The organism is Candidatus Pantoea symbiotica (assembly GCF_056491525.1).
Map to the genome: position 1 here is coordinate 1030490 of NZ_JBSZHR010000002.1, position 21156 is coordinate 1051645.

Consider the following 21156-nt stretch of genomic DNA (forward strand, 5'->3'; position numbering starts at 1 on the left):
GATCGCTCCTTATTGGTTGTGCAGTGCCCTCAATCATGGTGGAAATGCGCCGCAACATCCAGTGCCGCACCGACCGCTTGCGTCAGTTTCGTCAGTTCGGCGGCAGAAATCAGATAAGGTGGCATCAGGTAGATCAATCGCCCAAATGGACGAATCCACACGCCGCGCTCCACAAAGAAGTGTTGCAACGCCGCCATGTTCACCGGCTGATGGGTTTCGATCACGCCAATCGCGCCCAGCACACGCGCGTCGGCCACCGCGTGATGACCGCGCAGCGGGAGCAGTTCGGCACGCAGCTGCTGTTCAATCTGTGCCACTTGCGACTGCCAATGCCCTTCATTCACCATTTTCAGACTTTCCACCGCCACCGCGCAGGCCAGCGGATTGCCCATAAAGGTGGGGCCGTGCATAAAGCAGCCCGCTGCGCTGCGGCTGATGGTGTCCGCGACTTCACGCGTGGTCAGCGTGGCGGAGAGCGTCATGGTGCCGCCGGTCAGCGCTTTGCCGAGGCAGAGAATGTCCGGCGTGATGCCCGCATGGTCGCAGGCAAACAGCTTGCCGCTGCGGCCAAATCCGGTGGCGATCTCATCGGCAATCAGCAGCAAACCGTAGCGATCGCACAGCGCGCGCACCTGCTGCAGATAGCGCGGATGGTAGAAACGCATGCCGCCCGCGCCTTGCACAATCGGCTCCAGAATCACCGCCGCAATCTCGCGATGGTGGATTTCGGCCAGCTGCGCGAAATCGGCGAAATCCGCCTCGTTCCACTCATCATTGAAAGCACACTGCGGCGCGTTGGCGAACAGATGTTCCGGCAGATAGCCGCGCCACAGGCTGTGCATCGAATTTTCCGGATCGCACACCGACATCGCGGCAAAGGTATCGCCATGATAGCCGCGCTTCAGCGTGAGGAATTTTTGTCGCGTTTGGTTGCGTCCCAACCAGTATTGCAGCGCCATTTTCATCGACACTTCGACGGCGATCGAACCTGAATCGGCGAGGAACACGCACTCCAGCGCCTCAGGCGTCATGGCAACCAGCTGGCGGCTCAGTTCCACCGCCGCCGGATGAGTAATGCCGCCAAACATCACATGCGACATCTGCGTCATTTGCTGCTGTAACGCCTGATTGAGGCGCGGATGGTTGTAGCCGTGGATTGCTGCCCACCACGACGACATGCCGTCCACCAGTTCACGTCCATCGGCCAGCTGCAGCTGACAGCCGTGCGCCGCCACAACCGGATAACAGGGCAGGGGATCGCGCATCGACGTGTAAGGATGCCAGATATGCTGGCGGTCAAAGTTGAGGTCGTCCTGAGTGAACATGTGAGTTGTAAACCATTTTAAAAAGATTTAGTTTACAAGTATAACCACGTTAATCGTCGGGATGAACCCCCTTTTTCTGGAGTAAGCAATGGCAAACCGCTGGACACTGACACAAGCTCAGGCACTTTTCGATAAACCTTTCCTTGAGTTGATGTTTGAAGCGCAGCAAGTGCATCGTCAACATTTCGATCCACGCCAGGTGCAGGTCAGCACGCTGCTATCGATCAAAACCGGCGCCTGTCCGGAAGACTGTAAATACTGTCCGCAGAGCGCGCGCTACAAAACCGGTCTGGAATCAGAACGTCTGATGGAAGTGGATGCGGTGCTGGAATCGGCGCGCAAAGCCAAGGCGGCGGGATCGAGCCGTTTCTGCATGGGCGCGGCGTGGAAAAACCCGCACGAGCGCGACATGCCTTACCTGCAGCAGATGGTACAGGGCGTGAAAGCGATGGGCATGGAAACCTGCATGACGCTCGGCACGCTGGATGGCAGCCAGGCACAGCGTCTTGCCGAAGCCGGGCTCGATTTCTACAACCACAACCTCGACACCTCGCCAGAGTTCTACGGCAACATCATCACCACGCGCAGCTATCAGGAACGTCTGGATACGCTGGATAAAGTGCGCGGCGCGGGCATCAAAGTGTGTTCCGGCGGCATCGTAGGTCTGGGTGAAACGGTAAAGGATCGCGCGGGCTTGTTGGTGCAGCTGGCGAATCTGCCAACGCCGCCCGAGAGCGTGCCGATCAACATGCTGGTGAAGGTCAAAGGCACGCCGCTGGCCGATAACGACGACGTTGAACCCTTCGACTTCATCCGCACCATCGCGGTGGCGCGCATCATGATGCCATCCTCGCACGTGCGTCTTTCAGCCGGTCGCGAGCAGATGAGCGAGCAAACTCAGGCGATGTGCTTTATGGCCGGTGCAAACTCAATCTTCTACGGCTGCAAGCTGCTCACCACGCCAAACCCGGAAGAGGATAAGGATCTGATTCTGTTCCGCAAACTGGGTCTGAATCCCGAGCATACCGCGACAACCGCCGGTAACAACGAGCAGCAATATCAGCTCAGCGAGCAGCTGCTGCACGCGGATACCGAGCAGTTCTACAACGCGGCTGTGTAAATGGGCTGGTCACAACGTATCGATCAGGCGCTGGCGGCGCGGCGTGCCGCTGATGGCTGGCGGCTGCGGCGTCCCGTTGAGTACAACAGCGTGCGGGAGATTACGCTCGAAGGGCAGCGTTATCGCCACTTCTCCAGCAACGACTATCTCGGCTTGAGTCAGCATCCGGCGGTGATCGCTGCCTGGCAGCATGGCGCAGCCGAATCAGGCGCGGGTGCGGGTGCATCCGGTCATGTCACCGGCTACAGCCGCCATCATGCGCAGCTCGAAGCGGAGCTGGCGGACTGGCTTGGCTATTCGCGCGCGCTGCTATTTATTTCGGGATTCGCCGCCAATCAGGCGGTGATCCATCTGCTGGCGGAAAAGCAGGATCGCATCTTCGCCGATAAGCTGGCGCACGCGTCACTGCTGGATGCCGCCAGCCACAGCCCGGCGAGTCTGCGTCGCTTTGCGCACAATCAGCCGGAAAGTCTGGCGAAGCTGCTGGCAACGCCGTCGGATGGCGGCACGCTGGTGGTGACCGAAGGCGTGTTCAGCATGGATGGCGACAGTGCACCGCTGGCAGCTATCGCAGAAGAGACGCGGCGCGGCAACGGCTGGCTGCTGGTGGATGATGCGCACGGCATCGGCGTTACCGGTGCGCAAGGGCGCGGCAGCTGCTGGCAGCAGCAGGTTAAACCGGAACTGCTGATTGTCACCTTCGGCAAAGGGTTTGGCGTCAGCGGCGCGGCGCTGCTGTGCGATGACGCCACTGCTGATTATGTCGAGCAGTTTTCCCGCCATCTGATCTATTCCACTGCGATGCCACCGGCGCAGTGCTACGCGTTGCTGGCGGCACTGCGGCAGATTCAACAAGGCGATGCGCTGCGCGAAAAACTGCACAGTCACATCGCGCGTTTCCGTGCAGGAGCCGCCGATTTGCCGTGGCAGTTAGGTGCCTCTGCAAGCGCCATCCAACCGCTGATCGTCGGTGAAAACAGCGCGGCGCTGGCGTTGTCGCAGCGGCTGGCGCAGGCCGGCTGCTGGGTAAGCGCCATTCGTCCACCAACCGTGCCGCCGGGCACCGCACGGCTGCGCATCACGCTCACCGCTGCGCATCACACCGATGATATTGATCGTCTGCTGGAGGTGCTGTATGACGCTGCAGGTTAACAAGCAGGCCGTGGCAAACGCTTTTGGTCGTGCGGCTGCGCATTACGAGCAGCACGCGCAGTTACAGCGGCTGAGCGGTGATGCGCTGCTGGCGCTGGCGCCCGCCGGTTTTGGCCCGCATCTGCTGGATGCTGGTTGCGGCACCGGCTGGTATAGCCGCTACTGGCGCGATCGCGGGCGCACGTTGACGGCGCTTGATCTGTCGCCCAACATGCTGCAAACCGCACGCGATCAGCAATCGGCGCAGCACTATCTGCTGGGCGATATTGATGAGGTGCCGCTACCAGACGCCAGTGTTGACGGCGTGTGGAGCAATCTGGCGGTTCAGTGGAGCAGCGACTTGCACACCGCGCTGCTGCAGTTTTTACGCGTTACGCGTCCAGGCGGCACGGTACTGTTTTCCACGCTGCTCGATGGGTCGCTGCACGAAGTGCATCACGCGTGGGCGCAGCTGGATGGTCGTCAGCACGCTAACCGTTTCCTCAGCGCCGTGCAGTTTGACGCGGCCACCGCGACGCTGCCGATCGCTAAGCAGCAACAGGTTATCACGCTGCATTTTCCCAGTGCGCTCAGCGCTATGCGCTCGCTGAAAGGCATTGGTGCCACGCATCTGCACGACGGACGCGGCGCCAGCGTACTGACGCGCGCACAGCTGGCACAACTTGAGCAGCACTGGCCGCAGGACGAGGCGGGTTATCGCCTGAGTTATCACCTGATGTATGGAGTTTTAAGCAAATGACACGCTGGTTTATCACCGGAACCGATACCGAAGTGGGCAAAACCGTGGCCAGCGGCGCGCTGCTGCAGGCGGCGAGCGCCGCCGGTTTACGCACCGCAGGCTACAAGCCGGTGGCTTCCGGCTGCGAGATCACGCCGCAAGGTATCCGCAACAGCGACGCGCTGGCGTTACAACGCTACAGCAGCTTGCCGTTAAGTTATGAGCAGGTGAACCCGCTGGCGTTTGTCGAGCCGACCTCGCCGCATATCATTAGCGCGGAAGAGGGCAGACCGATTACTTTTGCCACGCTGTCAGCAGGCTTGCGCGCGCTGGAGCAGCAGGCGGAATGGGTGTTAGTCGAAGGCGCAGGCGGATGGTTTACGCCGCTGTCGGAGACACAAACGTACGCCGATTGGGTGGAAGCCGAGCAATTGCCGGTGATTCTGGTGGTGGGGGTGAAACTTGGTTGCATCAACCATGCGATGCTCACCGCCGAAGCGGTTAAAGCGCGCGGATTGCGCCTTGCGGGCTGGATTGCCAATGATATCCAGCCGCCCGGCAAACGCCATCAGGAGTATATGGCCACGCTGTGTCAGCGCATTGACGCGCCGTTCCTTGGTGAGATTCCACATTTGAGCGATACGGCCGAACAGGCCGAATGTGGGCGTTATTTGACGTTGCCGCAATAAATAACCCAGGTCGCCATAAATGGCGCCCCTACAAAACCACATCATGCTCCGTAGGGCTGAGGGATCCCCAGGAATATCGTTAATACACATATACGATATTCCTGTAACTCGCTGATAGTTCGGCTCGCACCGTTTCTATATCCAGCTGACTGATCCCTGCCGGGTTGTGCCTTATCGCATTTCTTGCCAGCGTAAGGTATGACAGTACTCGCCGGTGTTGCACCGTGTTCGCCTGATAAAACCGGTGCTCGCCTTTGCTTTCAAGCGCGTAGCCCATCAGCCACAGTAAGATGCTGCACAGCGTCGACAGCAGGTTCAGCACTGACATCCTTTCCACACTCCGGCTGAAGCTGCTTCTCAGCCCCATACCGTAACGTTCACTCTTTTCATCCCGGAAGTTCTGTTCTATCTGCATTCTCCGGCTGTAAAGCTTCATTACCGTCCGTGGCTTCAGCTCCGCATCGCTGGTAAACAGCACCCACGGCTCACGGGCCAGGCGACTCTGGTTTGCCTCTTCGCGCGTGTAAAAAAAACGATCCCGGCTTTTCTTTCCGTGACGATTTTTGGGCGCTCTCTTATGAACGTGCACGAAGCCGTAAGCCGGTGATTTTTTATATCGCGTCAGCCGGGCCGCACTAGCACAGCGCGGCGTTGTGCCGGCTTTTAGCTGACCCGGCGTTACCCACTCATCCGTTCCGGCCAGCTTCAGAACGCCGTTGCCCCTGAGCCGGCCGATGAAGTGCCATCCGTGCGACTGAACGCGGTTAAACCACTCGCGGCGGAACCCGGCATCGGTGACGATGGTCACTTTCCTGTCTCCCATACACCCGGCCAGTTCGTCCAGAAAGCGGTTCTGAAGGTCGGGATTTCCCAGCTTATCGCCTTCTGCGATGAGGCTCAGCAGCGGGATAGCGCGTCCGTCCGCCAGCAGGCTGGCACGCAAAAGGCTGAAGGACTGAGTCGGCCAGGCGCTCCAGTCCACGGCAATGACGCACTCCTTCATGTCCCGGATAAGCCAGCAGATAATGTCGCGTGACAGCGCGGGCACCTCCCGGTGGAGGGCAGCATTCCCCATAAGGCGGTCAACGCGTTTGATTTTGTGCTTAACGCGGGCATCGCCCGCAAGAGAGCGACCAATGCTGGTCAGATTGAGGGAAGCACCGCGGGTCAGGGAAATCGTCATATCAGTGAGGGCGTTACGACGATACTGATGGGTGCTGGCTAAAGATTCCCGTAAAAATTTATGGCAAAATGCGGAAGCAGGCATAGTGGCGATCTTATTTTTTGTTGGCGCAATAATTAGACCATTTTTCCACTGTGCCTGCTTCGTTTTTGTGGGGATTCATCAGGTCGTAGGGTCGCCATTTATGGCGACCTGGCTATCTACGTCGCCGTTAACCACTTATTAACGGTGATGTCATCCAACTGCGCCACTTTGCCGTGTGCCACGTTACGCCCACGATGCAGCAGCAGGAAATAGTCGGCGACGCGCCGGACAAACGACACGTGCTGCTCCAGCAGCAGAATGGTTAAACCATACTCACGGTTTAGCCGACGAATCAGATTGCCCATCTCCTCTTCCAGCCACGGCGACATCCCTTCTGTTGGCTCATCCAGAATCACCAGCTTGGGCTGCAGCACCAGCGCGCGCGCCAGTGCCAAATGTTGCTGTTGCTCCATCGGCAACTCGCCGCTGCGCTGATGGCGCAATGAATAGAGCGCCGGAAACAGGTCAAACACCATTTCCGGAATGGCGCGACTACGATCGTCCTGCGCCGCCATCAGGGCGATCAGCAGGTTATCCTCCACGCTCATCTGCGAGAAAATATGCCGTCCTTGCGGCACGTAACCAATGCCGGTGCGTGCGCGCAGCTCGGCCGGTTGCAGCAGCAAATCTTCCGGCGGCGCGCCATCTTCCTGCCAGGTCATCGAGCCGCTGTTAATCGGCAGTCGGCCCATAATGCAGTTCACCAACGTGGTTTTGCCCATGCCGGGGCTGCCCAACACGCCGGTGCAGGTGCCCGGCGGCAGATCGAGATCCACATCCCACAGAATGTGATTTTGACCGTAAAACTGATTCACCGAACGTAAACTCAGCATCTGACATACTCCTTCCAGATTATTAGCCTGAATGCTCCCGCTCTGTGTCGTCTGGCATACAGTCGTGCACGATTGATGGACACCGCTGTCGTCGGCAAGCGCCGATATGGACTCGTCACTCCATATAGCAAACACTGCAATTCCCAGGCCAGGTTAGGAATTTAACTCTTTCCAGGTCGGAAACCTGACAAATCAACCGCTAAAAGTTGAGAAACGCTTAACAATTGCCGGCGGTGATAAATTAGCTGCACTTTGACGGTGCTGACTGCTTAACGTTTCTGGTGCATTTGATCGTTCGTAAGGCAATAACCGGGGAAATAAATGGTCTTAAAGCCTGGCTTTTCTCCCGGCAAGGAGAGGTAAACAGGGAAAAAGAAGGGTTAATGCGACACGCAGGCGGAGAAAAATAAATGCGAAAAAATTTTTTTTCGCGCTTAAGAATGGGCGAGAGAAAATTATACACAGCCGATGGGCTCGGGGCTGGATTCACTTATCCACCATTACTGTGGATAACCTTGTGCATTAGCGACTGAAAACCGTGTGCAAGCGAGTAAATTCGCGGCCTTCATACATTATGATGAGAAACTGGGCTTTTGAGTCAATGTCAGTAAAAACAGCAGGTTAGTTAAAATCAAGCATGCGAATTATCTGGCTTGTCATCGGACTGCAATTTAATGACACTCTATTGACAAATGTTAAAAGCGTCCTCCGCTTGGGGATAACATTGCGCAACAAGAGCTTGCTGGCTACCGCTTAAATTGCACTGAAGAAAATCGGCTTCAGGTTCCATTATCGTGCAAGGTTACTGTGATTATGTCCAGTATTTTTTTCTGGCAAATTCGCCATAGCAGAGTAGAATTAGCAGCCTGCCCGCCGACTTCATCTGCTGGAACCGCTAAAACATGAGCAAAGCCTTTAAACTCAACTCCGCTTTCAAGCCTTCAGGCGATCAACCTGAGGCGATTCGCCGTCTCGAAGAGGGGCTGGAAGATGGACTCGCGCATCAAACGCTGTTGGGCGTGACGGGCTCTGGTAAAACATTTACCGTGGCGAACGTGATTGCCGACCTCAACCGCCCGACGATGGTGCTGGCGCCGAATAAAACCCTGGCAGCGCAGCTCTACGGCGAGATGAAGGAGTTTTTCCCGGATAACGCGGTGGAGTTTTTCGTCTCTTATTACGATTACTACCAGCCTGAAGCCTATGTGCCGAGTTCTGACACCTTTATCGAGAAAGATGCCTCGGTGAATGAGCACATTGAGCAGATGCGTCTGTCGGCGACCAAAGCACTGCTGGAGCGTCGTGATGTGATTGTGGTGGCGTCGGTTTCGGCGATCTACGGCTTGGGCGATCCTGATCTCTACCTGAAAATGATGCTGCACCTGACGCGCGGCATGATTATTGATCAGCGCAGCATTCTGCGCCGTCTGGCGGAATTGCAATATACCCGTAACGATCAAGCCTTCCAGCGCGGCACCTTCCGCGTGCGCGGCGAAGTGATTGATGTGTTCCCGGCGGAATCGGACGACATTGCGCTGCGTATTGAACTGTTTGATGAAGAAGTTGAAAGGCTGTCGCTGTTTGATCCGCTGACTGGCCAGATTGATTCTGTTATCCCACGCTTTACCGTCTATCCCAAAACGCACTACGTGACGCCGCGCGAACGCATTCTGCAAGCGATGGAAGAGATCAAAGATGAGCTGGTGATCCGCCGCAAAGTGCTGCTGGAGAACAACAAGCTGCTTGAAGAACAGCGTATTTCCCAGCGTACGCAGTTCGATCTCGAAATGATGAACGAGTTGGGTTACTGCTCCGGCATCGAAAACTACTCGCGCTATCTTTCCGGTCGCGGACCGGGCGAGCCGCCGCCGACCTTGTTCGACTATTTACCAGCGGATGGCTTGCTGGTGGTCGACGAATCGCACGTCACCATTCCGCAGATTGGCGGCATGTATCGCGGTGACCGCGCGCGTAAAGAGACGCTGGTGGAATACGGTTTCCGCTTGCCGTCGGCGCTGGATAACCGTCCAATGCGCTTTGAAGAGTTTGAAGCGGCCGCGCCGCAAACCATTTATGTGTCGGCCACGCCGGGCAATTACGAGCTGGAAAAATCGGGCAGCGAAGTGATTGATCAGCTGGTGCGCCCAACTGGCCTGCTGGATCCGGTGCTGGAAGTGCGTCCGGTGGCGACGCAGGTCGATGATTTGCTGTCGGAAATCCGCAAGCGTGTTGAGATCAACGAGCGTGTGCTGGTGACCGTACTGACCAAGCGTATGGCGGAAGATCTCACCGAATACCTTGTGGAGCACGGCGAGAAGGTGCGCTATCTGCACTCGGATATCGATACCGTGGAACGTATGGAGATTATCCGCGATTTACGCCTCGGCGAATTTGATGTGCTGGTTGGCATCAACTTGCTGCGAGAAGGTCTGGATATGCCGGAGGTGTCGCTGGTGGCGATTCTCGATGCCGATAAAGAGGGCTTCCTGCGTTCCGAGCGTTCGCTGATTCAGACCATTGGCCGCGCCGCGCGTAACATCAACGGCCGGGCGATTCTCTACGCCGACAAACTCACGCCGTCGATGGAGCGCGCGATGGGCGAAACCGAGCGCCGTCGTGAGAAGCAGCAGAAATACAACGAAGAGAATGGCATTACACCGCAAGGGCTCAACAAGAAGATCACCGATATTCTTGAGCTCGGTAAAAACGTAGTGAAAACGCGCGGCAAAGGCAAAACCGCGTCACGCACTGCGGCAGAAGCCGAAGCTAACTATATGGCGCTGACGCCGCAGGCGATGCAGAAGAAAATTCACGAGCTGGAAGGGCAGATGCAGCAACACGCGCAGAACCTGGAGTTCGAAGAAGCCGCCAGCGTGCGCGATCAGTTACATCAACTGCGCGAGCTGTTTATTGCGGCTTCGTGATGGTAGCAGCCAGGTCGCCATAAATGGCGACTCTACACGGCCTGAATGGCGTGTTCCAGCGCGATACGCAGCAGCTGGCGGTCGTGGCGATATTTGATGTCGGCGGCTTCCAGCGGTTCGCGAATGATTAAACGCTCTTCCACGCCGCGAATATCGGCGGCCGGACTCACCACCACCGCATCAATCACCCGCTTGCCAATCGCTTTCTCCATGATCGCCAATTTATCGGCCACATTCAGGCTGGCTGCCGCCGGGCTCAGTTCGCGGCCCAGATTACCAATAAACACCATGGTGGCAGGTGTACGACGCAGCGCGCGTGCCATATCTTCCATCAGCAGAATCGGCATCAGGCTGGTGTAAAAACTGCCGGGACCAATCAGAATCAAATCCGCTTCGCCTATCGCCTCAATCGCTTCACGGGTTGGCAGTACGTTGGGATGCAACATCAACTCTTCGGGCGGCTGTTTCATCTCATCAATCGCGGTTTCGCCGTACACCATATTGCCTTCGCCATCCTGCGCCACCAGATCAACCGGCTGTTCCGACATCGGAATCAGAAACGCATCAACTTTAAGCAGATTGCGAATGATATTGATCGCTTCCAGCGGACGTACGCTCAGGTGATCGAGCGCCTTCAGCATCAGGTTGCCCAGGTTGTGCCCGGCCAGCTCGCCATTGCCGGTGAAGCGATACTCAAACATCGCAGTGGCGACGCTGGGTTCGGTGATCAGCTGATTGATGCAGTTGCGCATATCGCCCCACGCAATGCCGCCTTCCGATCGGCGAATGCGGCCGGTGGATCCGCCGTTATCGGTGGTGGTGACAATGCCGGTTAAGCGCGAGCCTAACGGTGCCAGCGCCGACATCACGCGGCCCAAACCGTGTCCGCCACCTAATGCCACTACGCGGTCCAAATCTGCCAGGGTTCGATTCATGTTTCTCCTTTGTCACTGACGTCCTCGCGTTGAGGCGTAGTTGAACTGATGTGCATCAATATCTGTGATGCATTTTACCGTATCCTGTCGCGAAAATGCGGTGAAAAACACGTTATACATCAAGATATATAGCGAAATTCACTGATGGATGCGAATCGCTAATCGCGCTACCATTCGTTTTAACCGTGTTGTCCATAATGACAACAAACTCCCAAGCCTGGTTTCCTAAGTCGTTAAAGATATGGAATGCAGGCCGCAGCCTTGAGCTGCCAGGGTGCAGAAAGAAATGACTGCATCTCCCGACTTTGGAAAGGTGTTCAGGTGCCACAATTTACAGATGCCTACGCGCGCAGCTTTTACTATCTGCGCCTGTCGGTCACGGATGTGTGTAACTTCCGTTGTACCTACTGCTTGCCGAATGGCTACAAGCCGAACGGTACGCACAATAAAAGCTTCCTCTCGCTGGATGAGATTCGTCGCGTGACGCGTGCCTTTGCGGCTGCGGGCACGGAAAAAGTGCGCCTGACGGGCGGCGAACCCTCTATGCGTCGCGATTTCACCGACATCATCGCCGCGGTGCGTGAAAACGCCGCTATTCGCCAAATCGCGATGACCACCAACGGTTACCGCATGGCGCGTGACGTGCGTGCGTGGCGCGCTGCCGGTCTCACTCATATCAATGTCAGCGTCGACAGCCTCGACGCACGCCAGTTTCACGCCATTACCGGCCAGGACAAATTTACCGAGGTGATGGCGGGAATTGACGCCGCCTTTGATGCCGGTTTCGAGAAAGTGAAAGTGAACAGCGTGTTGATGCGCGATGTAAATAGCCACAGTCTCAGCACCTTCCTTGAGTGGCTGCGCCTGCGACCGATTCAACTGCGCTTTATCGAACTGATGGAGACCGGCGAAGGCAGCGATCTGTTCCGCCGTCATCACATCTCCGGTGAAGTGATCCGCGATCAGCTGATCATGCAAGGTTGGCAACGCCAGCCGCGCGGTCGCAGCGACGGCCCAGCGCAGGTGTTCCGTCATCCCGATTATCAGGGCGAAGTGGGCCTGATCATGCCGTACGAGAAAGATTTCTGTGCCAGCTGCAACCGCCTGCGCGTCTCGGCGCTGGGCAATTTGCATCTGTGCCTGTTTGGCGATGGCGGCGTGTCGCTGCGCGATCTGCTGGCCTCTGACGATCAGCAAGATGCGTTGCAGGCACGCATTGCGCACAGCCTTGGACAGAAAAAGCAGACGCATTTCCTGCATCAGGGCAACACCGGCATCACACAAAATCTCTCCTTTATTGGTGGCTAAACACAGGAGTTACGGCCATGGGTAAACCTTCTGGCGAATTTGTCGCCTTAAATGTGGCGGTGATGACCGTCTCGGATAGCCGCGATGCCAGCAATGACACATCCGGCGATTATCTGCGTGAAGCGCTGGCGGAAGCCGGACATCAGGTGGTGGATCGCGCGATTGTGCCGGATAACCGCTATCGCATTCGCGCCACGGTGTCGCGCTGGATCGCCAGCGACGATGTGCAAGTGGTGATCGTTAACGGCGGCACCGGCTTCAACAGCAAAAACAGCACGCCAGAAGCGTTGCTGCCGCTGCTGGACCGCGAAATCGAAGGCTTTGGCGAGCTGTTCCGCATGATCTCCTATGAAGAGATTGGCAGCTCAACGCTGCAGTCGCGCGCGGTGGCTGGATTAGCCAATCAAACGCTGATTTTTGCCGTGCCGGGATCGACCAACGCCTGCCGCAGCGCCTGGGAACGCATTATTGAAGATCAGCTGGATGCGCGTACGCGTCCGTGTAATTTCGTCTCACATTTGAAGAAGTTGTAAGCATGTCATCGTTAACTCATATCAATGCCGCTGGCGAAGCCCACATGGTGGATGTCTCTGGCAAAACCGAAACGGTGCGCGAAGCGCAGGCCGAAGCGCTGGTGCTGATGAGCGCCGAAACGCTGCAGATGATTATTGACGGCAGCCATCATAAAGGTGACGTGTTCGCCACCGCGCGCATCGCCGGTATTCAGGCGGCAAAACGCACCTGGGAACTGATTCCGCTCTGTCATCCGCTGATGCTGAGCAAAGTGGAAGTCAGTTTGATTGCTGAACCTGAGCACAATCGCGTGCGCGTCACCTCGCTGTGTCGTCTGACGGGCAAAACCGGCGTCGAGATGGAAGCGTTGACGGCGGCATCCGTCGCGGCGCTGACCATCTATGACATGTGCAAAGCGGTGCAAAAAGACATCGTCATCGACCAGCTACGTTTGCTGACTAAAAGCGGCGGCAAGTCCGGCGATTTCAAGGCGGTGAGCCATGATTAAGGTGCTGTTTTTTGCTCAGGTGCGTGAATTGACCGGAACCAGCTCACTTGATTTGGCTCCAGAATATGATGACGTCGCGACATTGCGCGCGGCGTTAGCGGAGAAGGGCGATCGCTGGGCGCTGGCGCTGGAATCTGGCAAGCTGCTGGCGGCGGTAAACCAAACGCTGGTGCCGATGACTCATCCGCTGCGTGCCGGTGATGAAGTGGCCTTTTTCCCGCCGGTCACTGGAGGCTGATGATGGAAACGCGGATTCGTGTGGGATCAGAGCCTTTTAACGTCGGCGAAGAGTACGAAAAACTTGCCGCGCATGACAGCGATGGCGCGGTTGTTACTTTCACCGGCAAAGTGCGCAATCACAATCTCGGCGCTAGTGTGGCGGCCTTGACGCTGGAGCACTATCCCGGCATGACGGAAAAAGCGCTGGCCGATATTGTTGAAGATGCGCGTCAGCGCTGGGCGCTGCAGCAGGTCACGGTGATTCATCGCGTTGGCGAACTGTTCCCCGGCGATGAAATTGTGTTTGTGGGCGTCAGCAGCGCACATCGTAGCAGCGCCTTCGCTGCTACTGAGTTCATCATGGATTACCTGAAAACCCGCGCACCGTTCTGGAAGCGCGAAGCTACCGCTGCAGGCGATCGCTGGGTTGATGCCCGCGACAGCGATCATCAGGCCGCTGAGCGCTGGAGCTAGCGCGCAAAATCCTCCGGCTCCGATAGCGGCAGGCCACTGAAAACGTTAAGGTACGGTTTTTGTTGGCGTCAGGGAGCAGGATGAACACGAGCAAGATGATGAAAGGCGCAGCATTGCTGGCTGCGCTGGTGCTAGTTGGTTGTAGCACCAAAAAAGAGCCGCAGGTGCCTGCACGTCAGCCCGCCGATGTGAAAAGCCAAATCCAGCAGTTGTTGCCAAGCGACGTGAAGCAAAAATCCTCCTGGGCCGACGACATCTATACCGCGTTCCGCGTGCAGCAAATCGATGCCAGCGTCAGCAACATCTGCGCGGTGATTGCCGTCACCGATCAGGAGTCCAACTTCAGTGCTGATGCGGAAGTGCCGGGCTTACCGAAAATCGCCTGGGGCGAAATCGATCGCCGCGCCGCCAAAGTACACGTTCCGGCATTTCTGGTGCGCACCGCGCTGCTGATCAAATCGCCGAACGGTGAAAGCTATGCCGCGCGTCTGGATAAAGTGCGCAGCGAGAAAGAACTGAGCGCCATCTTTGATGATTTCATCGATATGGTGCCGATGGGGCAGAAGCTGTTTGGCAACCTTAACCCGATTCATACCGGCGGGCCGATGCAGGTCAGCATTGAGTTTGCGGAAGCGCACGCCAAAGGCTATCCGTATGCGGTTGACGGTTCGATTCGTCGAGAAGTCTTCACCCGTCGCGGTGGTATCTACTTCGGCACGCTGCATCTACTTGGCTATCCGGCCGATTACAGCCAGCCGCTCTATCGCTTCGCCGACTTCAACGCCGGTTGGTACGCCAGCCGCAACGCGGCATTCCAGGCGGCGATTGCACGCGCCAGCGGCATCAAGCTGGAACTGGATGGCGACTTGATTATGTATGGCAGCGAGCAGGCCGGCTCCACCGAACTGGCGGTGCGCAGCCTGAGCAAGCAGCTGGATATGAGCAATCGTGAAATCCGCCGCGATTTGGAGAAGGGCGACAGCGAAGATTTTGCCAAAAGCACGCTGTGGAAGCAGACCTTTATTCTCGCCGATAAGATGGCCGGAAAACGTCTGCCGCGCGAAATGCTGCCGGGCATCAAACTGGAGAGCCCGAAAATCACCCGCAATCTCACCACCGCGTGGTTTGCCCAGCGCGTTAATGGCCGCTATCAACAGTGCTTGACGCGCCGTTGACGCAAACGGGTGTACACTCCACACTTACAGAGTTTGTTAACGTAAAAGCTAATGAGGCGCTTCATGGATCGATATCCACGTAATGATTCAATCGTGCAGCAGGCATCCACCTCGCTGCAGACCTACATGGCGCAGGTGTATGGCTGGATGACCTGCGGCTTGCTGCTCACCGCGTTTGTTTCGTGGTTTGCTGCCCGCACACCTGCAGTAATGGAACTGGTGTTTGCTAACCGTATCACTTTCTTTGGTCTGATCATCGCGCAGCTGGCGCTGGTGTTTGTGCTGTCTGGCATGGTGCAACGGATGAGCGGCGCGGTCGCCACCGCGCTGTTTATGCTCTATTCGGCGCTGACCGGCCTGACAATGGCGAGTATTTTCCTCGTTTACACCTACTCATCGATTGCCAGCACCTTCTTTGTGACGGCCGGGATGTTCGGTGCCATGAGCTTCTACGGTTACACCACCAAGCGCGACCTGAGCCGTTTTGGCAGCCTGCTGTTTATGGCGCTGATCGGTATTTTGCTGGCGTCGCTGGTGAACTTCTGGCTGAAAAGCCCGGCACTGATGTGGGCGATCACCTATATCGGCGTGGTGGTGTTTGTTGGCTTAACCGCCTATGACACGCAGAAGCTGAAGGCGATTGGCGAGAACATCAACGTGAACGACAAAGAGAACCTGCGTCGCACTTCCATCATGGGCGCGCTTACGCTGTATCTCGACTTTATCAACCTGTTCCTGATGCTGCTGCGCATCTTCGGCAACCGCCGCTAATCCTCGTGTATCTTCGTAGGGTCGCCATTGATGGTGACCAGGTCGGCATAAATGCCGACCCTACGAGGATATTTACCGCGAAACCGATTTCTCCATCTTCTGCTCATTCTTCTGCCGCAAATGCTTCGCGCGGCTCTCCAGCCACAAATAGAGCACCAGCGCCACCAACAGCGGCAGAATAAAGTAGAGCACGCGATAAGCCAGCAGCGCCGCGATAATGCTGCCATGCGAGGCATGTTGCCCACTCAGCAGCGCCAAAAATACCGCTTCCAGCACGCCAATCCCGGCCGGGATATGAATAATCACACCCGCGATACTGCTGATCAACAGCACGCCCAGCACGATCGGATAATCCACCTGACGCGCCAGCAGCAGCCAGATAATCATGCCCATCACCATCCAGTTGGCGCAGGAGACGGCAAACTGGAACAGCGCCATGCGCAGCGAAGGCAACTGCAGATGCTGGCCTTTTACCGTCCAGCGGCGCTTCTTCGCAAAGGCGCACGCCCACAAATAGACAGCCACCATCACCAGCAGCACTACGCCAATAATGCGCAGCGTGGTTTCGCCAATGAACCAGCCGGAAGGAATTGGCACCATGCCCGCCGCAAACACCACGCCGGCCAGCAGAATATAGCCGAGCCAGTTGGTGGCGATGCTCAGCGAGAAAATGCGCGTAATGGTGTTTCCCGGCAAACCGAGTCGCGAGTAGAGCCGATAACGCATCGCCACGCCGCCAACCCAGGTGCTGAGCGTCAGGTTGAAGGCATAACAGATAAACGACACCAGCATCACCTGACGCTTCGCCAGCTTATGGCCGCAGTACGCGCGTCCAATCAGGTCGTAAAGGCCATAAGTCAGATAACTCACCACCACCAGCGCGGCAGCGCTCAGCACCACATAGCGGTTGTAGCCGACGATGACGGTATAGACGTCTTCCCAATTCACCTTGCGTGCATACACCACCAGCAGCACAATCACTGCGATAAAAAACAGCCAGGTGAGGATTTTTTTCGCCAGTTGCCAGCGCGGATTCTTTTTCGACATTAGGGTTTCGCTCCTGGATTATCGGCTTCAACCCGATCCTGGGTTTCCATTTCAGGTTGCACCGGCGGCGCAACCTGCGACAAGTGCGGCGTATGCGCAGGCAACCAACCGGCGATAGCCGGAAAGTGGCGTAAAAAGTGAAACACAATCACGCCTTTGGTTAGCTGCCACCAGTTGCGCGGCGGCAGCTTGTCATCCTCCACGCGCACACAATCCTGCTGAATCAGCAACTCCAGATTGTCGCGCAGCGTCTGGTTGAAGGCGTGATCGTGCACCATCAAGTTGGCTTCCAGATTGAGGGATAAACTCAACGGATCGAGGTTGCTGGAGCCGACGGTGGACCACTGCTGATCCTGCACCGCAATTTTGCCGTGCAGCGGGCGGCGGCAGTATTCATACACTTCTACGCCACCATCGACCAAATAGTTGTACAGCAGCTCGGCACCAACTTTAACGATCGGCATATCGGGTTCGCCCTGCACAATCAGCCTGACGCGCACGCCGCGCTGTGCCGCGCTGCGCATCTCACGCAGCAAACGATAGCCGGGGAAGAAGTAGGCGTTGGCGATGATCACATCCTTCTGGGCTTTGCGCAGCATGGCGAGATAGTGCTGCTCAATGTCGTCGCGGTGTTCGTCGTTATCGCGATAGACAAACAGCACCTGCGCTTCACCGGGCATGGCATTAACCGCCGGGCGGTGGGAACGCGCGCCCCACCAGCGCCGCGTGTGCTGTTCGCTGCCCATTTGTTGCTGCACATACTGGGTAATATCCAAAACCACCGGGCCTTTCACCTCCACCGCATAATCCTGTTTGGCTTGCGCGCCAAAATCGATGTTGTGCTCGGCGGAGAAGTTGATGCCGCCGACAAAGGCGATCGCTTCATCGATCACCACAATTTTGCGATGCAGACGGCGGAACACGTTGGTGCGCATACCGAGCACTAACGGACGCGGATCGTAATAGATAAAGCGCACGCCAGCGGCGGTCAGGCTATCGACAAAGCGATCGGAGAGATCCGGCGAGCCGTAACCATCGACCATCACTTCAACTTTCACTCCACGCTGCGCTGCGTTAAGCAACGCTTCGTGCAGGTCGTTACCCACTTCATCTTCAAACAGAATAAAGGTTTCCAGCAGCAGCGTGCGCTCGGCGCGCTGAATCGCGCTCAACACGCGCGGGAAAAATGCGTCACCGTTTTCAAGTAAACGGAGCTGATTACCGTCGCGCCAATTGAAACTCATAGGAAAATCTCCACCGCTAATGGCGCATGATCGGACAGGTGTGACCATGGTTTAACCGGCAGCGCCCACGGCTTACTTACCGTGGCGTTGCGGATGTAGATACGATCAAGCCTCAACAGCGGAAAACGTGCCGGAAAGGTGCGGGCAGGGCGGCCGGTTTTGATGCTGAACACTTCCTCTAAGCCCACCGCGCGCTTGAGAAAGCGATTGGCGCTGACCTGCCAGTCATTAAAATCACCGGCCACCACCAATGGCGCATCGGGCGACAGCGTATCGATGAAGTCGCACATCATCTTCATCTGCGCCTGACGATGCTTCTCTTTCAGACCGAGATGCACGCAGAACACATGCAGCGGCTCAGCACGATCTGGCAGGCGGATTTGGCAGTGCAACATGCCGCGCTTTTCACTTCCGGCGACGGAAATATCGCGGTTCTCATATTCAACGATGGGAAATCGTGACAATATCGCGTTCCCGTGATGTCCCTCGGGATAAACGGCGTTGCGGCCATAGGCGAAATCGTCCCACATGGTATCGGCCAGAAACTCATAATGTGAGGTTTCCGGCCAGTTTTCGATGTTCAGTGAATGGATAGCGTGGGTGCCCATCACCTCTTGCAGGAAGACGATATCCGCCGATGTGGCGCGGACTGCGTCGCGCAATTCCGGCAGGATAAAGCGGCGATTAAAGCTGGTGAACCCCTTGTGGGTATTGATCGTCAGGACTTTAAATGAAAATCCTTGCGTATTTTGTGGCATACTTCGACGCGCTCCTTTTCATCATCAACAGCACAAAGTGTAGTCTTTGTCACAAATGGATGGTGTTAAGGGCAGAAAATTAGGGCGTAATCCGAAATTTGCTTTACATTGAGGACGTTCGTCTGGCCTCCAGCCAGATACACTTGGGCGACCTGTTGGGTCTGCCAGGAGAAGAGAATGAAATGGTCTAATCGTGTTCAGATTGTTACCGGACAAACCTGTTTGCACATTGCAATGCACCTGCTGGTGATTGCCGCGCTGGTTTGGGGCTGGAAACATAGGGCGCTGGTTGAAGTGAGCAGTACCCTGGTGGCAGCTTATGCGGTGGTATTTATTACCATGCTGGTCATGCAGCGTAGTGCCCGTTTACGTAGAATGGGTGACTCCCTCGAAGAGGTGACCACCACGTACTACTTTGGCGCAGCGATGTTAACGCTGTTCCTGATCTCCCGCTTTATCCACAACAACCTGCTGATTGGTATCCTCGGCGTGGTGATGTTGGTGGGACCGGCGCTGGTATCACTGCTGGCGAAAGAGCCGGTCCAGCGCATCGAGAAGAAGCGCAGTTGATCGATTAGGGACCGCAATCCTGCGGACCTGACAAAAAGGAGCCGAATGCGGCTCCTTTTTTTATGGATGCTGTACGCGCGGAAAGCTGCTAAACTCGCGCCCTTACGCATGGTAGTTTGTGCCCTTTTCACACGTGAGCCCAGCGCTTGCGTCATATCCCTCCTGAAAACTACATCGCTTACGGCGATCAGGACGGTTCGGAGTAATACACCTGCATGTCATTTGACTCTCTCGGCTTAAGTGCCGATATTTTGCGTGCGGTAGCAGAACAAGGCTACCAAGAGCCGACGCCGATTCAGCGTCAGGCAATTCCTGTGGTGCTGGCTGGTCGTGACCTGCTGGCGAGCGCCCAAACCGGCACCGGTAAAACCGCCGGCTTTACGCTGCCATTGCTGCAGCGTCTGACTGCAAAACCGTCCACGGCGCGTGGCCGCCGTCCGGTGCGTGCGCTGATCCTGACCCCGACCCGCGAACTGGCGGCTCAGGTTGGCGAGAACGTGCGTGAGTACAGCCAATATCTGGATATCCGTTCGCTGGTGGTCTTCGGCGGCGTGAGCATCAACCCGCAGATGATGAAACTGCGCGGCGGCGTTGACGTATTGGTGGCAACACCGGGCCGTCTGCTCGATCTGGCACACCAGAACGCAGTTGATCTGTCACAGGTTGAAATCCTCGTGCTGGATGAAGCGGATCGCATGCTCGACATGGGCTTCATCCACGACATCCGTCGCGTGCTGGCGCGTCTGCCTGCTAAGCGTCAGAACCTGCTGTTCTCTGCCACCTTCTCTGACGAGATCAAAACGCTGGCGGAAAAACTGCTCACCAACCCAGAACAGGTTGAAGTTGCGCGCCGTAACACCGCATCTGAGCAGGTTTCCCAGCAAGTGCATTTCGTGGATAAGAAGCGCAAGCGGGAACTGCTGTCGCTGATGATTGGCCGTGATAACTGGCAGCAAGTGCTGGTCTTCACCCGTACCAAACACGGCGCCAACCACCTGGCTGAACAGCTGAACAAAGACGGCATCACTGCCGCCGCGATCCACGGCAACAAGAGCCAGGGCGCTCGTACTCGTGCATTGGCTGACTTCAAATCTGGCGGTATTCGCGTGTTGGTTGCCACCGACATCGCGGCGCGTGGTCTGGATATCGAAGAGCTGCCACACGTGGTGAACTACGAGCTGCCAAACGTGGCGGAAGATTACGTGCACCGTATCGGTCGTACCGGCCGTGCAGCTGCTACCGGAGCGGCACTGTCGCTGGTGTGTGTTGATGAACACAAACTGCTGCGTGACATTGAGCGTCTGCTGAAGCGTGAAATCCCACGCATCGAGCTGCCTGGTTTCGAAGTCGATCCAAGCATCAAAGCCGAGCCAATCCAGAACGGTCGTCAGCAGCAGGGCGGCGGTCGCGGTCAAGGTGGACGCGGTCAAGGCCAGGGTCGCGGACAGGGCGGCAACGTTTCTCGTCCACACAGCGGCAATGCACCACGTCCGCAGGGTGAAGCGCGTTCAGCGCGTCGTCCAGCGCAGGGCGCAAGCCAGGCCGCGCCAGCCGCCAACAGCGGTCGTCGTCGTCCGGCACCAAAGAAAACCGGGAACGCCTAACG

Annotated in this window: 21 protein-coding genes and 1 riboswitch; of the genes, 14 read left to right on the forward strand and 7 right to left on the reverse strand. The window is 56.9% G+C overall.

Features of this window, described 5'->3' with window-relative positions; all coding sequences use genetic code 11:
- Nucleotides 1-29 precede the first annotated feature (29 nt).
- Nucleotides 30-1325 carry an adenosylmethionine--8-amino-7-oxononanoate transaminase gene (gene bioA, locus ACXIZX_RS05360; protein WP_061717342.1) on the reverse strand — a complete coding sequence of 432 codons (1296 nt, stop codon included), beginning with the start codon at nt 1323-1325 and terminating at the stop codon, nt 30-32.
- Nucleotides 1326-1413: 88 nt separating this feature from the next.
- Between bioA and bioB the strand changes: the two genes are divergently transcribed.
- Genes bioB through bioD form a run of 4 tightly spaced genes read left to right on the forward strand, consistent with a single transcriptional unit; the run spans nt 1414 to nt 5004 of the window.
- Nucleotides 1414-2445 (forward strand): biotin synthase BioB, encoded by a 1032-nt coding sequence (gene bioB, locus ACXIZX_RS05365; protein ID WP_479403730.1) that lies wholly within the window; start codon nt 1414-1416, stop codon nt 2443-2445.
- The gene (bioF, locus tag ACXIZX_RS05370) at nt 2446-3597 is read left to right on the forward strand and encodes an 8-amino-7-oxononanoate synthase (RefSeq protein ID WP_479403731.1); all 1152 of its coding nucleotides are present in this window, start codon (nt 2446-2448) and stop codon (nt 3595-3597) included.
- The gene (bioC, locus tag ACXIZX_RS05375; RefSeq protein WP_479403732.1) at nt 3581-4336 is read left to right on the forward strand and encodes a malonyl-ACP O-methyltransferase BioC; all 756 of its coding nucleotides are present in this window, start codon (nt 3581-3583) and stop codon (nt 4334-4336) included. Before bioF ends, bioC begins: the two co-directional genes overlap by 17 nt.
- Nucleotides 4333-5004, forward strand: coding sequence for a dethiobiotin synthase (gene bioD / locus ACXIZX_RS05380; RefSeq protein ID WP_479403733.1), 672 nt, complete (start codon nt 4333-4335; stop codon nt 5002-5004). Before bioC ends, bioD begins: the two co-directional genes overlap by 4 nt.
- A gap of 79 nt (nt 5005-5083) precedes the next feature.
- Here bioD and ACXIZX_RS05385 read toward each other — a convergent pair whose 3' ends face one another.
- A complete protein-coding gene (locus ACXIZX_RS05385) occupies nt 5084-6271 on the reverse strand; it encodes an IS4 family transposase (RefSeq protein WP_479403734.1) in 1188 nt (395 codons plus the stop codon).
- Between the two features lie 116 nt (nt 6272-6387).
- Entirely contained in the window at nt 6388-7104 is a 717-nt protein-coding gene (locus ACXIZX_RS05390) for an ATP-binding cassette domain-containing protein (protein WP_154191941.1), read from the reverse strand.
- Nucleotides 7105-8006: 902 nt separating this feature from the next.
- Here ACXIZX_RS05390 and uvrB point away from each other — a divergent pair.
- Entirely contained in the window at nt 8007-10028 is a 2022-nt protein-coding gene (gene uvrB, locus ACXIZX_RS05395; protein WP_479403735.1) for an excinuclease ABC subunit UvrB, read from the forward strand.
- Nucleotides 10029-10060: 32 nt separating this feature from the next.
- Here the strand turns inward: uvrB and ACXIZX_RS05400 are convergent, their stop codons facing one another.
- Entirely contained in the window at nt 10061-10963 is a 903-nt protein-coding gene (locus ACXIZX_RS05400; RefSeq protein WP_008102701.1) for a gluconeogenesis factor YvcK family protein, read from the reverse strand.
- 196 nt (nt 10964-11159) lie between these two features.
- A riboswitch (molybdenum cofactor riboswitch) is annotated at nt 11160-11296 on the forward strand.
- Here ACXIZX_RS05400 and moaA point away from each other — a divergent pair.
- The 7 genes from moaA (at nt 11285) to ACXIZX_RS05435 (ending at nt 15931) form a co-directional block, all read left to right on the forward strand.
- On the forward strand, nt 11285-12271 hold the full coding sequence (gene moaA / locus ACXIZX_RS05405) for a GTP 3',8-cyclase MoaA (protein ID WP_479403736.1): 987 nt from the start codon (nt 11285-11287) through the stop codon (nt 12269-12271). (Overlaps the previous riboswitch by 12 nt.)
- Nucleotides 12272-12288: 17 nt before the next feature.
- Nucleotides 12289-12804 (forward strand): molybdenum cofactor biosynthesis protein B, encoded by a 516-nt coding sequence (gene moaB, locus ACXIZX_RS05410; protein ID WP_101763177.1) that lies wholly within the window; start codon nt 12289-12291, stop codon nt 12802-12804.
- 2 nt (nt 12805-12806) lie between these two features.
- Entirely contained in the window at nt 12807-13292 is a 486-nt protein-coding gene (moaC, locus tag ACXIZX_RS05415; protein WP_154153274.1) for a cyclic pyranopterin monophosphate synthase MoaC, read from the forward strand.
- A complete protein-coding gene (gene moaD, locus ACXIZX_RS05420; protein WP_008102694.1) occupies nt 13285-13530 on the forward strand; it encodes a molybdopterin synthase sulfur carrier subunit in 246 nt (81 codons plus the stop codon). Before moaC ends, moaD begins: the two co-directional genes overlap by 8 nt.
- A 2-nt stretch (nt 13531-13532) precedes the next feature.
- A complete protein-coding gene (gene moaE, locus ACXIZX_RS05425; RefSeq protein ID WP_008102692.1) occupies nt 13533-13985 on the forward strand; it encodes a molybdopterin synthase catalytic subunit MoaE in 453 nt (150 codons plus the stop codon).
- An 80-nt stretch (nt 13986-14065) separates the two neighbouring features.
- Nucleotides 14066-15160: a DUF1615 domain-containing protein gene (locus ACXIZX_RS05430; RefSeq protein ID WP_479403737.1), complete on the forward strand. Its 1095-nt coding sequence runs from the start codon at nt 14066-14068 to the stop codon at nt 15158-15160.
- Nucleotides 15161-15223: 63 nt separating this feature from the next.
- Complete coding sequence (locus ACXIZX_RS05435; protein ID WP_008102687.1) at nt 15224-15931, forward strand: Bax inhibitor-1/YccA family protein; 708 nt, start codon at nt 15224-15226, stop codon at nt 15929-15931.
- A 72-nt stretch (nt 15932-16003) separates the two neighbouring features.
- Here ACXIZX_RS05435 and ACXIZX_RS05440 read toward each other — a convergent pair whose 3' ends face one another.
- From ACXIZX_RS05440 to ACXIZX_RS05450, 3 genes are read right to left on the reverse strand one after another with little or no spacing between them, the layout of a single operon-like run.
- Nucleotides 16004-16978: a lysylphosphatidylglycerol synthase domain-containing protein gene (locus tag ACXIZX_RS05440; RefSeq protein WP_479403738.1), complete on the reverse strand. Its 975-nt coding sequence runs from the start codon at nt 16976-16978 to the stop codon at nt 16004-16006.
- The gene (gene clsB, locus ACXIZX_RS05445; protein ID WP_479403739.1) at nt 16978-18222 is read right to left on the reverse strand and encodes a cardiolipin synthase ClsB; all 1245 of its coding nucleotides are present in this window, start codon (nt 18220-18222) and stop codon (nt 16978-16980) included. Before clsB ends, ACXIZX_RS05440 begins: the two co-directional genes overlap by 1 nt.
- The gene (locus ACXIZX_RS05450; protein WP_277965915.1) at nt 18219-18980 is read right to left on the reverse strand and encodes an endonuclease/exonuclease/phosphatase family protein; all 762 of its coding nucleotides are present in this window, start codon (nt 18978-18980) and stop codon (nt 18219-18221) included. The genes clsB and ACXIZX_RS05450 overlap by 4 nt, the downstream gene beginning before the upstream one ends.
- Nucleotides 18981-19157: 177 nt before the next feature.
- Here ACXIZX_RS05450 and ACXIZX_RS05455 point away from each other — a divergent pair, with 177 nt between their 5' ends.
- Both ACXIZX_RS05455 and rhlE read left to right on the forward strand, forming a co-directional pair.
- On the forward strand, nt 19158-19550 hold the full coding sequence (locus tag ACXIZX_RS05455; RefSeq protein WP_007890591.1) for a YbhQ family protein: 393 nt from the start codon (nt 19158-19160) through the stop codon (nt 19548-19550).
- A 215-nt stretch (nt 19551-19765) separates the two neighbouring features.
- Nucleotides 19766-21154 carry an ATP-dependent RNA helicase RhlE gene (gene rhlE / locus ACXIZX_RS05460; protein WP_008102680.1) on the forward strand — a complete coding sequence of 463 codons (1389 nt, stop codon included), beginning with the start codon at nt 19766-19768 and terminating at the stop codon, nt 21152-21154.
- Nucleotides 21155-21156: the final 2 nt, after the last annotated feature.

Excerpts from the sequence above, each read along its gene's own strand:
- bioA (WP_061717342.1), bottom strand. The coding sequence starts at position 1,325 with ATGTTCACTCAGGACGACCTCAACTTTGACCGCCAGCATATCTGGCAT.
- bioB (WP_479403730.1), top strand. The coding sequence starts at position 1,414 with ATGGCAAACCGCTGGACACTGACACAAGCTCAGGCACTTTTCGATAAA.
- bioF (WP_479403731.1), top strand. The coding sequence starts at position 2,446 with ATGGGCTGGTCACAACGTATCGATCAGGCGCTGGCGGCGCGGCGTGCC.
- bioC (WP_479403732.1), top strand. The coding sequence starts at position 3,581 with ATGACGCTGCAGGTTAACAAGCAGGCCGTGGCAAACGCTTTTGGTCGT.
- bioD (WP_479403733.1), top strand. The coding sequence starts at position 4,333 with ATGACACGCTGGTTTATCACCGGAACCGATACCGAAGTGGGCAAAACC.
- ACXIZX_RS05385 (WP_479403734.1), bottom strand. The coding sequence starts at position 6,271 with ATGCCTGCTTCCGCATTTTGCCATAAATTTTTACGGGAATCTTTAGCC.
- ACXIZX_RS05390 (WP_154191941.1), bottom strand. The coding sequence starts at position 7,104 with ATGCTGAGTTTACGTTCGGTGAATCAGTTTTACGGTCAAAATCACATT.
- uvrB (WP_479403735.1), top strand. The coding sequence starts at position 8,007 with ATGAGCAAAGCCTTTAAACTCAACTCCGCTTTCAAGCCTTCAGGCGAT.
- ACXIZX_RS05400 (WP_008102701.1), bottom strand. The coding sequence starts at position 10,963 with ATGAATCGAACCCTGGCAGATTTGGACCGCGTAGTGGCATTAGGTGGC.
- moaB (WP_101763177.1), top strand. The coding sequence starts at position 12,289 with ATGGGTAAACCTTCTGGCGAATTTGTCGCCTTAAATGTGGCGGTGATG.
- moaC (WP_154153274.1), top strand. The coding sequence starts at position 12,807 with ATGTCATCGTTAACTCATATCAATGCCGCTGGCGAAGCCCACATGGTG.
- moaD (WP_008102694.1), top strand. The coding sequence starts at position 13,285 with ATGATTAAGGTGCTGTTTTTTGCTCAGGTGCGTGAATTGACCGGAACC.
- moaE (WP_008102692.1), top strand. The coding sequence starts at position 13,533 with ATGGAAACGCGGATTCGTGTGGGATCAGAGCCTTTTAACGTCGGCGAA.
- ACXIZX_RS05430 (WP_479403737.1), top strand. The coding sequence starts at position 14,066 with ATGAACACGAGCAAGATGATGAAAGGCGCAGCATTGCTGGCTGCGCTG.
- ACXIZX_RS05435 (WP_008102687.1), top strand. The coding sequence starts at position 15,224 with ATGGATCGATATCCACGTAATGATTCAATCGTGCAGCAGGCATCCACC.
- ACXIZX_RS05440 (WP_479403738.1), bottom strand. The coding sequence starts at position 16,978 with ATGTCGAAAAAGAATCCGCGCTGGCAACTGGCGAAAAAAATCCTCACC.
- clsB (WP_479403739.1), bottom strand. The coding sequence starts at position 18,222 with ATGAGTTTCAATTGGCGCGACGGTAATCAGCTCCGTTTACTTGAAAAC.
- ACXIZX_RS05450 (WP_277965915.1), bottom strand. The coding sequence starts at position 18,980 with ATGCCACAAAATACGCAAGGATTTTCATTTAAAGTCCTGACGATCAAT.
- ACXIZX_RS05455 (WP_007890591.1), top strand. The coding sequence starts at position 19,158 with ATGAAATGGTCTAATCGTGTTCAGATTGTTACCGGACAAACCTGTTTG.
- rhlE (WP_008102680.1), top strand. The coding sequence starts at position 19,766 with ATGTCATTTGACTCTCTCGGCTTAAGTGCCGATATTTTGCGTGCGGTA.